Here is a 14,087-nt window from a genome sequence, read left to right on the forward strand (position 1 = left end):
GTTCATCCTGAGCCAAGATCAAACTCTCCATTGTAAAAATTTCTACACTCACCCGAAGATGAGCTGATGTCGAGTGCGAATCCGACCCGCTTTAACGAGCTATATTCAATGTTACGCTTGTTGTCGGTTTGTTTTACGTGTGTAGAACAAACCTTACCATTTGTCTTTTCCAGTCATTCAAAGAACGTTTGCTAGCTCCAATCGAGCTGGCATTGTTGCTACACCGTGATATAGCTGAGTGGCTTTCCTCGTCTACTGCCCACTTGTTTCAAGCCGGGTAACTAACAGAGGCAACACTCTTTTTGGTTCGCGTTTCCTAATCTTTTTCGCTTCCGTCCGAAGCGTCTTTCGTGATTGGGAGTGCAAAGGTACCAGGAGTTTTTTAGTCTGCAAGGCCATGGCGTAAAAAAAATTGTTGCATCATCGATTTTCTGCTCAAATGCGACTGTAATTCATTAGTAGGCAATGAGGTGTGTTTGGGGCGGCGTTTGATATTTTTTTGGAATTCAATCTTTGATAATAATTCCTCAATTGCTGGCTTGCCTTGCGGTGCTGAATATGGTAGGGTTTTGTACTGGTGGCGAACCCTAAACGTGGAGCGGCGATAAAGCCGAAAGCTGACCACTGGAAACGTGGGTCTCTTGAAACTTGTGTTCGAGCGCTTATTCGGTGAATGACCGTGAACTGGGTCGGTAAGTTCAGCAGATGCTGAGCTGCGAGGGTGGGACGTTGGATTGGTTTTTTGGGGTCCAGGACGACTTAATTATCTCATATACAAAGTTCAGCTTGAGGGCCTCGCCGAAATAGGCCACTTCCTGCTCGGCTACCTTGGTGGCTCCCAGCCGCTGAATGGCGACTTGTGAGCGCACATTGCCGGCCCCGATGTGGAAACGCACTGTTTCAACGAACTGAAACAGGTAGTTCAATAGGAGTGCCTTTACGGACGGGTTGATGCCTTTGCCCCAGTGCTGGATGCCGTAGAAGGTGTAACCGATGAAAATGCTGTTGTCCTCCGGTTGATAATCGTAGATGCGGGTGCTTCCCAACACGGCGCCCGTGGCTTTCTCTACCACTTTAAATGCGCCGCCGCTGTGCAACGCGCCCTCGAAGAAGGTAGCGAAGACGGGCTGCTGCCACCGGTCGGGGTTAGGATGCTGGGCCCAGATGGCGGGGTCGGCGGCTACGGCATACAGGGCGGCGAAATCAGCTGGCTGCAGGGGCAGCAGCTGCAGGGTATCGGTTTCGAGGGACGGCTGAAAAGAAAAGGGAATCGTCATGGATGGTAAACAACTTATGGAACAAAGGTGATATGGGAAATGGGGGGGGCTGTGTGGACGTTGCATATTAATGGCGGCATCTAACCCAGATGGTAAGAGGCGGCGTGCAGCGGAAATTTGCCAGCACCTTTGCAATCCATTTAGCAAGTGCCGCCCGGGATGAACGCAACAGAGCAGGAAGAAAAAGAATATCTGGAAGAAATAAAGGAGAAGCTGACGCTGGCCATCCGGCGCGGCGATGAGGCCGTGCGGCAGCATTCGGAAGAGCTGCGCGAGAAAAAGCAGTACATCCACGAGCACCAGTCGGGCATGGACGAGGCCGACATGGTGGCCGCCGACCAGTCTATCAACCGCATGGCTTTCACGGGGGAGGCGGCGGTGGGGCGCAAGCGCCGGCTGCTGAAGCTGGCGCAGTCGCCCTATTTCGGCCGCATCGACTTCACAGCGCGCGGCAGCAAGGAGGCCACGCCGGTGTACATCGGCGTGCATTCGTTTCTGGACGAGCGCCAGCGCAAAGGGTTGATTTTTGATTGGCGGGCGCCCATCTCGTCGATGTTCTATGATTTCGAACTGGGGCCGGCTTCATACCAAACGCCATCCGGCATTATTGAGGGCCATATTGGATTGAAGCGGCAGTACAAGATTCGCGACGGCCGCATGGAGTTCATGCTCGACAGCGGCGTGAACATTCACGACGACGTGCTGCAGCGCGAGCTGGCCAAGTCGTCGGACGACAAGATGAAGAACATTGTCGCGACCATTCAGCGCGACCAAAACGCGGTGATTCGCAACGAAACCGCGCCGGTGATGGTCATTCAGGGCGTGGCTGGCTCGGGCAAAACGTCCATTGCGCTGCACCGCATCGCCTTTTTGCTGTATCGCTACCGCGAGAGCATTCGGGCCAAAGACGTCCTCATCATTTCACCTAACAAGGTGTTTGCCGACTACATTTCCAACGTGCTGCCCGAACTGGGCGAGGAGCACCTCCCCGAGCTGGGCATGGAAGAGCTGGCGGCCGACCTGCTGGGCAGCCAGTTCGGCTTCCAGACCTTTTTCGAGCAGGTGTCGGCGCTGCTCGAAAACCACCACCCGGCGTTCATTGAGCGCATTCAATTCAAGGCGTCGTTTGAGTTTCTGAGCCAGCTAAACCAGTACCTGCTGCACGTCGAGAACCACTACTTCGCGCCCACCGAGCTGCGGGTGGGCAGCACGCGGGTGCCGCAGGCGTTCATTCAGGGGCGGTTCAAAGCGTATCATCGGGTGCCGCTATTGAAACGCTTTCCGTTGGTGGCCCAGGACGTGCGCGACCACGTGCGCGACGCGGCCCGCCGTAAGCTCACGGGCGGCGAAAAGGGCACGATTGGGGAAGCCATTCCGCGCATGTTCAAGTTCGCCAGTGCGTTGGAATTCTACCGGGATTTTTACCGCTGGGTGGGCCAGCCCGAGCTATTCCGCTACGAGCCTGGGCGGAACCTGGAGTACGCCGACGTATTCCCGCTGATTTACCTGCGCATTCGGCTGGAAGGCCTTGCGACTTACGACCACGTGAAGCATTTGCTGGTGGACGAGATGCAGGACTATACGCCCGTGCAGTACGCGGTGCTGTCGCGGCTATTCAGCTGCCGCAAAACCATTTTGGGCGACGTAAGCCAGACGGTGAACCCCTACAGCGCGTCTTCGGCCGAAACCATCGAGCGCGTGTTTCCGCAGGCTGAAGTGGTGCGGCTCTATCGCAGCTATCGCTCCACGATGGAGATTACGGCCTTCGCCCAGCGCATCACGCCCAACCCTAACATCATTCCGCTGGAGCGGCACGGGCCGGCACCCGCAGTGCTGCGCTTCCATAGCCATGCCGAAGAGCTGCACGCCATGCAACGGCTGCTCCAGGATTTTTCTGGCGCCGGCAACCAGTCGCTGGGCATCATCTGCAAAACGCTGCGGCAGGCTGAGGAGGCGCACGCGGCGCTGCAAGGCCCCGGCGTGCATTTGCTCACCGACGAATCTACTGCCTTCAAGGAAGGCGTCGTTATCACCACGGCGCACCTGGCCAAGGGGCTTGAGTTTGATGAGGTCATCGTGCCCTTCGCCTCGGCCCGTACCTACCGCACGGAGGTCGACAAGAGCATGCTTTACGTGGCCTGCACCCGAGCCATGCACCGGCTCACGCTCACTTGCCACGGCGAGGTTTCCGAGTTCCTGGCGTAGTCTGCGGGTTAACTTGTCAGTAGAACGGAAGCCGGGTTAGCGGCCGGCTTCCATCACGCTGATGGCGTAGCCGCCGCCCGGTGCACAGTACTGTGCCAGCTTGGATTTGCGGGTCACGTTCACTTTGCGAATGGCGTAGGCCTGCGGGTTTTTCTCATAGTGGGCGTCCTTGGCGTCGGCGTAGATGGTGGCGACGTACTTTTTGCCGGGCTCCAGGAAGCTCAGGTTGATGGTGGAGGTGCGGCCGTTTTCGTCGTTGGTGCTGCCGACAAACCAGCTGCTTTTGCCCTTGGCCTTGCGGGCAATGGTGATGTAGTCGCCGGGCTCGGCTTCGAGCACTTTCGAGTCGTCCCAGTCCACGGCCACGTCCTTGATGAACTGAAACGCGTCGAGGTGCTTGTTGTAGTTTTCGGGCAGGTCGGCGGCCATTTGCAGGGGCGAGTACATCGTCACGTACAGGGCCAGTTGGCGGGCCAGCGTGCTGTGCACGAAGGACTTGTTCTGTGGGTTGATGGCGCTGATTTGCGTCTGGAAGATGCCGGGCGTATAGTCCATCGGCCCGCCGATGAGGCGGGTGAAGGGCAGGATGGTGGTGTGGTCGGGATTGCTGCCGCCGAAGGCCTCGTACTCGGTGCCGCGGGCAGCTTCGTTGCCAATGAGGTTGGGGTAGGTGCGGGCCAAGCCGGTGGGGCGCACGGCCTCGTGGCCGTTCACCATGATTTTGTGCTCGGCGGCTTTTTCCAGCACGTAGTTGTAATGGTTAACCAGCCACTGGTCGTAGTGGTGGTGGCCCAGCGGCACGATGTCGCCCACGTAGCCGGTTTTCACGGCGTTGTAGCCGTATTTGTTCATGAAATCGAAAGCGTCTTCGAGGTGCCGCTCGTAGTTGCGCACCGAGCCGCTGGTCTCGTGGTGCATGATGATTTTGACGTTTTTGCTGGCGGCGTACTGTTGCAGTTCCTGCACGTTGAAATCGGGGTAGGGCGTCACGAAGTCGAACACGTAGTCTTTGTGCTTGCCGAACCAGTCTTCCCAGCCGGTGTTCCAGCCTTCCACCAGCACCGCGTCGAAGCCGTGCTGGGCCGCGAAGTCGATGTACTCCTTCACGTGGGCCGTGTTGGCGCCGTGCGTGCCGTTGGGCTTCACGGTTTTGTAGTCGATGGAGTCAAGCTTGATGTTGTCCATGTTGGTGTACGACCACGTGCTCTTGCCCGTAATCATCTCCCACCACACGCCCACGTACTTCACCGGCTTAATCCAGCTCACGTCCTTGAATTTGGTGGGCTCGTTCAGGTTCAGCACCAGCTTCGATTCCAGAATGTCGCCCGCTTTATCGCTCACAATCACCGTGCGCCAGGGCGAGAGCGCCGGCGTCTGAATCAGGCCCTTGTCGCCCACCGCGTCGGGCGTGAGGTGCGACTCCAGCACGAAGTTCTTGTCGTCGAGGTCGAGGTGCATGCAGGAGTAGTCAATCAGCGCCGCCTCGTGGATGTTGATGTAGAGCCCGTCCTGGCTTTTGAGCATGAGCGGCGTCTGCACGCCGGTGGGAGAGAAGGTGGTTTGCGAGGCGTTGGGCGTCACGGCCGCTTTCATGTTGCCGCGCACCTCCGAGAGCTTCGAGGTCACGGTGCTGTACTCCTGGGTGTCGTAGTCGCCCGGAATCCAGAAGGCCTTGTGGTCGCCGGCCAGGGCAAACTGCGTGCGTTCTTCCTTGATGGTGAAGTAGTCGAGCTTGGGCTGGCGCGGAAACTCGTAGCGGAAGCCCAGCCCGTCGTCGAACACCCGGAAGCGCACCCGGATGCTGCGGTCGGTGGCGGCCTGCTTCAGCGTCACGGCCAGCTCGTTGTAGTGGTTGCGAATGGTTTTGACCTCGCCCCACACCGGCTGCCAGCTCTCGTCGAAGCTGCGCTGCTTGGTGTCGGCCACGGCAAAGCCGCTGGTGAGGGCGGTGGCGCCTTTCAGGTCCAGCCCCAGCTTGCTGGTTTTGATGACCTCGCGGCCTTTATACGTGAGGCGGTAGGTGGGCACACCGTCGTTTTGCAGCGCAAACGTCAGCCGCAGCTGGCCGTTGGGCGACTTGATTTCCTGCGCGCCCGCTACGTGGCAGAGCAAGCTAAGACAAACCAGAAGCAAGACGTGGGTGGGCCGGCGAAGCGAGAAAGTTGCCATGAAAAGCGGACGAGGTGAGCGGTTGTGGAAACGTTTGCACAAATGACGCAGTTGCGGTCCGAAAAGCAAGCGGCCCCTCCCCAAAATGCAAAGTCAGGACCCGACGCACGGGCCCTGACTTCGTCGCAGGTTGGTGTGGAGTTGAGCCGTGGCCGCCTACACCAGCTTATCGGGGGTGATGGGCAGCTCCCGCACCCGCTTGCCAGTGGCATTAAATACCGCGTTGGCAATGGCCGGGGCCACGCCGATGATGGCAATTTCGCCGATGCCTTTGGTGCCCAGCGCGTTCACGTGCGGGTCGGGCTGGTTCACAAACAGCACCTCCACGGCGGGGGCGTCGGCCTGCACGGGCACGTGGTAGTCGGCCAGGTCCTTGGTCACGTAGCGGCCGAAACGGTCGTCCATGTGGGTGGCCTCCATCAGCGCCATGCCGATGCCGCCCACGGCGCCGCCCTTCATCTGGTTGCCGGCGGTTTTCTGGTTCACGATGGTGCCTGCGTCGGCACAGGAAACCAGCTTGCTCACGCGCACCTCGCCGGTGAGCGGGTTCACCCGCACCTCGGCAAAATGCACCGAATACGAGTACATGGAATACTTCTGGCCATTCTCGCCGTTGGGTTTCGACTCCACCGTGACGAAGCCGCCGTCGGCCTGCTTCAGCAGGTCGGCGTAGCTGGCGCGGGCGGTGTCGTTTCCGTTTAGCGTCAGGTATTTGTCGGCGAACACAACATCTTCATTCCTGGCCGAAGCGAAGGCGGCATTGCTGGTGCCCGCCATGGTGCGCAGCTTTTCTTTCAGGGCCAGGCAGGCTTCCTGCACGGCCGGGCCCACGGTGTTCACAATGGCCGAGCCGCCCTGCGTGGGCGCGGGCGCAAACTCCGAGTTGCCCCACTCAAACCGGATTTTCTCGGGCGGCAGGCCCAGGGTGTCGGCCGCAATCTGGGTCATGGCCGTGCCGGTGCCGGGGCCGATGTCGGTCACGGCGCTTTGCAGCACCACGGTGCCGTTGGGCAGCAGCCGCACGTTGGCCTTCGACGAGCCCCGGTGCGCCCCGAAGGTGCCCACGCCCATGCCGTAGCCAATCAGCCAGTCGCCGTCGCGCAAGGAGCCCGGCTTCAGCTGCCGCTTGCTCCAGCCAATGCGCTCGGCACCCATTTGGTAGCACTCCTTCAGGAACTTGCTCGACCAGGGCTTGCCGTTTTCGGGGTCCTTGTCGGTGTAGTTGCGCAGACGGAACTCCATGGGGTCGAGGTTCAGCAGGTGGGCCATTTCGTCCATGGCCGATTCCAGCGCAAAGGCGCCGGTGGCCTCGCCGGGTCCGCGCATCCAGATGGGCGTGCTCACATCGAGGGCCGCCAGGCGGTAGCGGGTGTTCACGTTGGGCGCCGTGTACATCATGCGCGTCTGCTGCACCGTCGATTCCGTGAACTCCTCGTAGCTAGAGGTTTGCCCCGTGGCTTCGTGGGTGATGGCCGTGATTTTGCCGTCGGCCGAGGCGCTCATCCCGATTTTCTGCCAGGTGTGGGGGCGGTAGCCCACCATCGTCGTCATCTGCTCGCGGGTGAGCACCAGCTTCACCGGCCGCTTTACCTGGCGGGCCGCGATGATGGCCGCCGACTCGTGCGGCCAGCTGTGCAGCGCGTTGCCGAAGGCGCCGCCCACAAACGTGGCAATGACCTTCACGTTTTCCTCGGGCAAGCCCCACTCCTTGGCGAAGTCGCGGCGGGTGGCCATGGTGCCCTGCGTTTTGTCGTAAATCGTGAGGCGGTCGGGCGCTTCCCAGTGCGCTATGATGGCCTGCAATTCCATGGGGTGGTGCACCTCGGTCGGAATCACGTACTCGGCTTCGAGCTTGACCGCGCCGGTTTTGTAGGCATCGGCGGTGCCGCGCACGTAGTCGGCCACGCCCGATTTGGGGTTCTTCTTGGCCTGCGTGGGCACAAAGGCCTGCTTCAGTCCCGCGGCCATGTCGGTTTCGTGCTTCTCCTGCTCGTACTCGGCCTTCACCAGCCGCGCCGCGTAGCGGGCCCGTTCCAACGTGTCGGCCACCACCACAGCAATGGGCTGGTCGTTGAAGCGCACCTTGTCGTCGTTGAACACCTTGAGCCGGCCGCCCGTCGTTTGGGGCTGCGAGGGGTCTTTGCCCGTGGGCGTGAAGCCCGGCACCTTGGGCGAGTTGAAATGGGTGATGACGGCCAGCACGCCCGGCGCTTTTTCAGCCGCCCGGGCATCAATGCTCTTGATGCGGCCCTTGGCGATGGTGCTGCCCACCAGCACGGCGTAGCTCATGCCGGGCAGCTCGTACTCGGCCGAATAGGTGGCCGCGCCCGTCACTTTCAGGTGGCCGTCCACCCGGTTCAGCGTGCTGCCGATTTGCTTGCTTAGTGGTTTCATAGGGGAGGTTAGAAGCTAAAAGCGTCATGCAGAGCGCAGCGAAGCATCTCGCGTGCTTAACTAATTAGTTGCCCCGAGCGAGATGCTTCGCTGCGCTCTGCATGACGTCCTGAAGGTTTAGGCGGCGGCTGCGTTTTTAAGGGACTGCACCAGCGTGTTGGGCGCCAGTCGCAGCTTGTATTCGTTGTGCTTGAAAGCTTTAGCTCCCTGCATGGCCACGGCTGCAGCCTGCTTAAAGCTCTCTTCGGTAGCCGGCTTGCCCACCAAAAACTGCTCGGCTGCCGTGAGGCGCCACGGCTTGTGCGCCACGCCGCCGAAGGCCAGCCGCGCCGCTTTGATGGTGCTGCCGTCCAGGTCCAGCGCCGCGGCGGCCGATACCAGTGCAAAGGCATAGCTCGCCCGCTCGCGCACCTTGTGGTAGCTCACGTGCTTCGTAAACGGGTTGTCGGGTACCTCCACGGCCGTGATGAGCTCGCCGGGCTCCAGCGTGGTGTCTTTTTCGGGCGTGTCGCCGGGCAGGCGGTGCAGGTCGGCGAAGGCGATGCGGCGGTCGCCGCGCGGGCCGCTCACCAGCACGGTGGCGTCGAGGGCCACCAGGGCCACGCTCATATCGGACGGGTGCACGGCAATGCATTTGTCCGAAAAGCCGAAGATGGCGTGCATCCGGTTGATGCCTTCCAGCGCGCCGCAGCCGGTGCCGGGCTCGCGCTTATTGCAGGGCATGGCCGTGTCGTAAAAATAGGGACAGCGGGTGCGCTGCAGCATGTTGCCGCCGGTGGTGGCCATGTTGCGCAGCTGCGCCGACGCCCCGGCGTTGATGGCCTGCACCAGCAGCGGCTGGCGCTCGCGCACCTGCTTGTCGTCGGCCACGGCCGAGTTCAGGGCCAGCGCGCCGATGCGCAGCTTGCCCGGGTCGTGGTCAATTCGGGCGAGGGGCAGGCGGTTGATGTCGACCAGCTTTTGCGGGGCCATCACGCCGCGCTTCATCAGGTCGACGAGGTTGGTGCCGCCGGCAATGAAGGTGGCATTGGCGTCTTTGGCCACGGCCTCAATGGCGGCCTGCTGCTTGATGGGGCGGACGTACTGGAACTGGTTCATACTTTTTGCCCTCCGTTTTTCACTTCCTGAATGGCCGCCACGATGTTGGTGTAAGCCCCGCAGCGGCAGATGTTGCCGCTCATGTACTCCCGGATTTCGGCCTCCGAGTCGGCGTGGCCTTCGCGCACGCAGGCCACGGCGCTCATTATCTGGCCGGGCGTGCAGTAGCCGCACTGAAAGCCGTCGTGCTTCACAAACGCGGCCTGCATGGGGTGCAGCTTGTCGCCGTCGGCCAGGCCTTCGATGGTCGTGATTTTCTTGCCGTCGTGCATCACCGCGAAGCTCAGGCAGCTGTTCACGCGCTGGCCGTCGACGTGCACGGTGCAGGCGCCGCACTGGCCGTAGTCGCAGCCTTTTTTGGTGCCCGTCAGGTTGAGCTGTTCGCGCAGCAGGTCGAGCAGCGTGGTGCGGGGCTCCACGTCGAGCTTGTACTTCTTGCCGTTGATTTCCAGCTTCAGCGGTACCTTTTCGATGGCCGCGGCCACCCGTTCGTCCAGCTCGGCCGTGGCAGCCTGCACCACGGGCGCTGGCACCAAGGCCACGGCCGTGAGCAGCGACGACTGTTTCAGGAAGTTGCGGCGCGCCTCGTCGTGGCTGGGCGGCAGGTCAGGTTCGTTATTCATAGAAAAAGCAGAAATACAGTTCGATAGAAAAACCGGCCCCACCGGCCCGGGCTTTATGCATACGAGTAGGCGGGGCGGCCGTTGGGCCGAAAACCCCGAAAGCAGCCAGCGGTGGCCTCATGCATGAATACACGCCGCTGCTCAACGCCGAACCCTGCAACCGGACGCGCCCGGCCGGAGGGGAGGCTCGGCCTTCACAACTGCGTTTAAGCTACAAATTGTTTTTGAAAAAAGCTGGACGCGCCGCGTGCCGCCCAATAGGTGCTATTTTTGACACTTGCCCTTGTTATGGTCTCTGTCTTCGCCGGTGAAGCTTCTATTCTTTCTTTGGGGGTTGCTGGGGGTTGTGCCGATGACGGCCTGGGCCCAGGCCAGCCCAAATGATAGCCTGCTGACGGAGCTGCACCGCGCCCTGGCCCGGAAAAGCGCCTACGACGGCCAGCGCCTGAACCGCATTGCGGTGCTCACCGCCGATTTTGCCTCGGCCGAGGTGAACGACAACACCCGCTTTGACCTGGCCCTGCGCATCTACGACGAGTACAAGGCATTTAAATACGACTCGGCCTTTGTGTATTGCCAGAGAATGCGGCGGCTGGCCAACCGCCTTCACGACCCCGAAAAAATTGAGGTGGCGCAGCTCAAACTGGCCTTCGTGCTGCTGTCGTCGGGCTTGTTCAAGGAGACGTTTGAAACGCTGGACAGCATCGACGCGCGCCGCCTGACGCGCCCTGACCGGCAAAGCCTCTATTTCCTGAAAGCGCGGGCCTATAGTGATTTGGGTAACTTCAACCAGGACCAAACCTACCGCCCGGCCTACTACGCCAAGGCCCTGGCCTACGCCGACACGGCCCTGCAGCTCTGCCGCCCGGGCTCCTACGAGTGCCTGGAGGTGCAGGAGTTTCGGGCCCAGAAAAACAACGACCTCGCAGCCGGGGCAGCCGCGTATGCCGAAATTCGGCGGCTGCCGCGGCTTTCGCAGCACCAGCTGGCCGTGAGCGCCAGCACCACGGCCTACCTCTACGAGCAGGCCGGGCAGCCCGAAAAAGCCTTCGAACTGCTGCTCGTATCGGCCATTGCCGACGTGAAATCGGCCACCAAGGAAACCACGGCCATCTTCAAGCTCTCGGACTATTGCTACCGCACCGGTGACCTCAAAAACGCCTACGCCTTCATCCGCGAAGCCCGCGAAAACGCCACGTTCTACAAGGCCCGGCAGCGGCAGCTTGAAATCAGCCACGTCTCGTCCGTCATCGAAGGGCAGAAAATCAACATCATCGAAAGCCAGCGCAGGTCGCTGAAAACCTACGCCATCATCATGACGGTGCTGGCCGGGGTGGTCATTGCCTTCGCGGTGGTGAGTGCGCTGGCCCTGCGCCGGCTGCGCAAAGCCGACCAGCTCGTCTTCGCCGCCAACCGCGAACTGCAGGCGCGCAACGACGAGCTGCACCAGCTCAACAGCGGCCTCAACGAAGCCAACCAGATTAAGGAGGAGTACATCGGCTACTACTTCCACAACAACTCGCAGTACATCGACAAGCTCGAAACCCTCAAGAAGCGCGTGGAAGCCCTGCTGAGCAGCAAGCAGTACGCCAGCCTGCAAAAGCTGGTCGACGGCGTCAACATCAAAACCGAGCGCAACGAGCTGCTGAAAGGCTTCGACACGGTGTTCCTGCGGCTGTTTCCCAATTTTATCGCGCAGTTCAACGCGCTTTTCCGGGAAGAAGACCGCCTGACGCTGGCCGACGACCAACTGCTGACGGCCGAGCTGCGCATCTTCGCCCTTATTCGTTTGGGCATTGCCGACAGCGAGCAAATCAGCCGCATGCTGGGCTATTCCATCAACACGATTTACACTTATAAGACGCGGGTGAAGAACCGTTCGCTGGTGCCGAACGAGGAGTTCGAGGCGCGTATCCAGGCCATTGAGGCGGTGTAGCAAAACGGCCCGCAAGTGAGACTCTGAGGGCCACTGATGCGGGCGAATGGGGCAATATCAGGGCAATACTTTGGGTGTTGGAATTTAATATAGTGTATTGATTTACAGTGTGAATTTGCCTTGACGGGTTGATATTTTCTATATCCGTCTTTGATTAGGTACGGGCGGGAGGGGGAGGCGCTAGCTTTGTTACCTTCCCACTCCAACCGATGGCGGCCAGGCCCGACGGCCCTGGTCCTTCGGCGCTTCACTTATGAGAAAATTGCTGCTGGCCCTGGGCCTGCTGACGGCGGCGCGCGGCGCCCACGCCCAAGCCGCCGCCCCGCTCACCGCCCGCCTCGACCAGGTGAGCCTGACCGTGGCGCTGGGCCCCGACGGCCGCCCCACCTACGCCGTTTCTTACGGCACGAAATCCGTCATCAAGCCTTCGCGGCTGGGCGTATCGTTTGCCGATGGCAAGGGCTTTGACGGGCCGCTGGAGCTGGCCGGCAGCGACACCAAAGACGTGGACGAAACCTGGACGCCGGTGTGGGGCGAGGTCAAAACCATTCGCAACCGCTACCGGCAGCTCACGGTGCACCTGCGCCAGCCGGCCGCCCCCGGCCGCTTGCTCGACGTGGTGTTTCGGGTGTTTGCCGATGGGGTGGGCTTTCGCTACGAGTTTCCGGCGCAGCCCAATCTGGGCTACTTCACGGTGCAGGACGAGCACACCGAGTTCAACCTGCCGGCCAACCACAAGGCCTTCTGGATTCCGGGCGACTACGACTCGAACGAGTACGCCTACACCACCAGCCGCCTGAGCGAGGTAAACACCACGCCGATTGAGGCCATTCAGCAGAAGGCCGACCCCAAGCGGGTGCAGACACCGCTGATGCTGAAGTCGGACAACGGGCTGTACCTCAACATCCACGAGGCCGCGCTGGTGAACTACCCGGCCATGTTCCTGAACGTAGACACGCAGACCTTCGGCCTGCGCAGCCAGCTCGTGCCCGACGCCACCGGCACCGGCGCCAAGGCCTACCTGCAGGCGCCGGAGCACACGCCCTGGCGCACCGTGGTGGTGGCCGACAACGCGCCCGCAATCCTCTCTTCCAAGCTTATTCTGAACCTGAACGAGCCGAGCAAAGTGGCTGACACGGGCTGGATTCAGCCGCAGAAATTCGTGGGCGTGTGGTGGGAGATGCACGTGAACCGCGCCAGCTGGAACTACGCCGACGTGTCGAACATCAAGCTGGATAACACCGACTGGAATGCCCTGAAGCCCAACGGCCACCACGGCGCCAACACCGCCAACGTGAAGCGCTACATCGACTTCGCCGCCCGGCACCACATCCCCGGCGTGCTGGTGGAAGGCTGGAACGTGGGCTGGGAAGACTGGGCCAATAACTGGAAGGAAAACGTGTTCGATTTCGTGACGCCTTATCCCGATTTCAACGTAGACGAGCTGCAGCGCTACGCCGCCGGCAAGGGCGTCAAGCTCATCATGCACCACGAAACCAGCAGCTCGGTCACCAACTACGAGCGCCGGCAGGACGCCGCCTACCGCTTCATGAAGCAGCACGGCTACGACGCCGTGAAAACCGGCTACGTGGGCCGCATCATCCCGCGCGGCGAGCACCACGACGGCCAGTGGATGGTGAACCACTACGTGCGCACCGCCCAGCTCACGGCCGACAACCGCATTATGGTGGATATGCACGAGGCCGTGCGCCCCACCGGCCTGCACCGCACCTACCCCAACTGGCTGGCCAACGAAGCCGCCCGCGGCAACGAGTTCAACGCCTGGAGCAGCGGCAACCCGCCCGAGCACGAAACCATCCTGCCCTTCACCCGCCTCATGGGCGGGCCAATGGACTACACCCCCGGCATTTTCCAAATCAAGCTCGACGACTGGAACCCGGAGCGGAATAAGGGCAAGCAGGTGCACACCACGCTGGCCAAGCAGCTGGCCCTGTACGTGACGATGTACTCGCCCCTGCAAATGGCCGCCGACCTGCCCGAGGCCTACGAAAAGCACCTCGATGCCTTCCAGTTCATCGAAGACGTGCCCGTCGATTGGGACGACACCCGCATCTTGGCCGCTGAGCCCGGCGACTACCTCACCACCGTGCGCCGCGCCAAAGGCAAAGACGAGTGGTACCTGGGCGCCATAACCGACGAAAACGCCCGCAAGCAGTCCCTCAAGCTCGACTTCCTCACGCCGGGCCAGCGCTACGAGGCCACCATCTACGCCGACGACCCGGGCGCCGACTGGCAGAAGAATCCCATGGCCTACCGCATCAGCAAGCAAGTGGTGACCAGCAAATCGTCGCTGGCGCTGCAGCTGGCGCCGGGCGGCGGGGCGGCCGTCAGCTTCAAGCCGGTGAAGCGGTAGCTGCCTGGCGT

8 protein-coding genes are annotated in these 14,087 nt (G+C 61.3%); 3 read left to right on the forward strand and 5 right to left on the reverse strand.

The features are described 5' to 3' along the window. Positions 1-698 precede the first annotated feature (698 nt). Positions 699-1,277 carry a GNAT family N-acetyltransferase gene (locus tag JAO73_RS07285; protein WP_198976436.1) on the reverse strand — a complete coding sequence of 193 codons (579 nt, stop codon included), beginning with the start codon at positions 1,275-1,277 and terminating at the stop codon, positions 699-701. Between the two features lie 159 nt (positions 1,278-1,436). Here JAO73_RS07285 and JAO73_RS07290 point away from each other — a divergent pair, with 159 nt between their 5' ends. Further along, entirely contained in the window at positions 1,437-3,482 is a 2,046-nt protein-coding gene (locus tag JAO73_RS07290; RefSeq protein WP_198976437.1) for a HelD family protein, read from the forward strand. A gap of 36 nt (positions 3,483-3,518) precedes the next feature. On the opposite strand, the gene JAO73_RS07295 is transcribed toward JAO73_RS07290, so the two are convergent. The 4 genes from JAO73_RS07295 to JAO73_RS07310 all read right to left on the reverse strand — a co-directional run bounded on the left by JAO73_RS07295 (position 3,519) and on the right by JAO73_RS07310 (position 9,766). Beyond that, entirely contained in the window at positions 3,519-5,651 is a 2,133-nt protein-coding gene (locus JAO73_RS07295) for a glycoside hydrolase family 97 protein (RefSeq protein WP_198976438.1), read from the reverse strand. A 156-nt stretch (positions 5,652-5,807) separates the two neighbouring features. Then, on the reverse strand, positions 5,808-8,045 hold the full coding sequence (locus tag JAO73_RS07300; RefSeq protein ID WP_198976439.1) for a xanthine dehydrogenase family protein molybdopterin-binding subunit: 2,238 nt from the start codon (positions 8,043-8,045) through the stop codon (positions 5,808-5,810). Positions 8,046-8,162: 117 nt separating this feature from the next. Further along, on the reverse strand, positions 8,163-9,143 hold the full coding sequence (locus JAO73_RS07305; protein WP_198976440.1) for an FAD binding domain-containing protein: 981 nt from the start codon (positions 9,141-9,143) through the stop codon (positions 8,163-8,165). Beyond that, positions 9,140-9,766 (reverse strand): (2Fe-2S)-binding protein, encoded by a 627-nt coding sequence (locus tag JAO73_RS07310; RefSeq protein WP_223827641.1) that lies wholly within the window; start codon positions 9,764-9,766, stop codon positions 9,140-9,142. The genes JAO73_RS07305 and JAO73_RS07310 overlap by 4 nt, the downstream gene beginning before the upstream one ends. A gap of 334 nt (positions 9,767-10,100) precedes the next feature. On the opposite strand from JAO73_RS07310, the gene susR reads away from it, so the two are divergent. Together susR and JAO73_RS07320 are read left to right on the forward strand one after the other, a co-directional pair. Further along, positions 10,101-11,702 (forward strand): SusR family glycan utilization regulator, encoded by a 1,602-nt coding sequence (gene susR / locus JAO73_RS07315; RefSeq protein ID WP_198976441.1) that lies wholly within the window; start codon positions 10,101-10,103, stop codon positions 11,700-11,702. A gap of 253 nt (positions 11,703-11,955) precedes the next feature. Beyond that, positions 11,956-14,076: a glycoside hydrolase family 97 protein gene (locus tag JAO73_RS07320; RefSeq protein WP_198976442.1), complete on the forward strand. Its 2,121-nt coding sequence runs from the start codon at positions 11,956-11,958 to the stop codon at positions 14,074-14,076. Positions 14,077-14,087: the final 11 nt, after the last annotated feature.

Origin of the sequence: Hymenobacter miniatus, assembly GCF_016427455.1 — a bacterium.
GTDB classification, from domain to species: Bacteria; Bacteroidota; Bacteroidia; order Cytophagales; family Hymenobacteraceae; genus Hymenobacter; species Hymenobacter armeniacus.

Coding starts and splice junctions, on each gene's coding strand:
- JAO73_RS07295 (WP_198976438.1), bottom strand. CDS start 5,651: ATGGCAACTTTCTCGCTTCGCCGGCCCACCCACGTCTTGCTTCTGGTT.
- JAO73_RS07290 (WP_198976437.1), top strand. CDS start 1,437: ATGAACGCAACAGAGCAGGAAGAAAAAGAATATCTGGAAGAAATAAAG.
- JAO73_RS07285 (WP_198976436.1), bottom strand. CDS start 1,277: ATGACGATTCCCTTTTCTTTTCAGCCGTCCCTCGAAACCGATACCCTG.
- JAO73_RS07320 (WP_198976442.1), top strand. CDS start 11,956: ATGAGAAAATTGCTGCTGGCCCTGGGCCTGCTGACGGCGGCGCGCGGC.
- JAO73_RS07305 (WP_198976440.1), bottom strand. CDS start 9,143: ATGAACCAGTTCCAGTACGTCCGCCCCATCAAGCAGCAGGCCGCCATT.
- JAO73_RS07310 (WP_223827641.1), bottom strand. CDS start 9,766: ATGAATAACGAACCTGACCTGCCGCCCAGCCACGACGAGGCGCGCCGC.
- JAO73_RS07300 (WP_198976439.1), bottom strand. CDS start 8,045: ATGAAACCACTAAGCAAGCAAATCGGCAGCACGCTGAACCGGGTGGAC.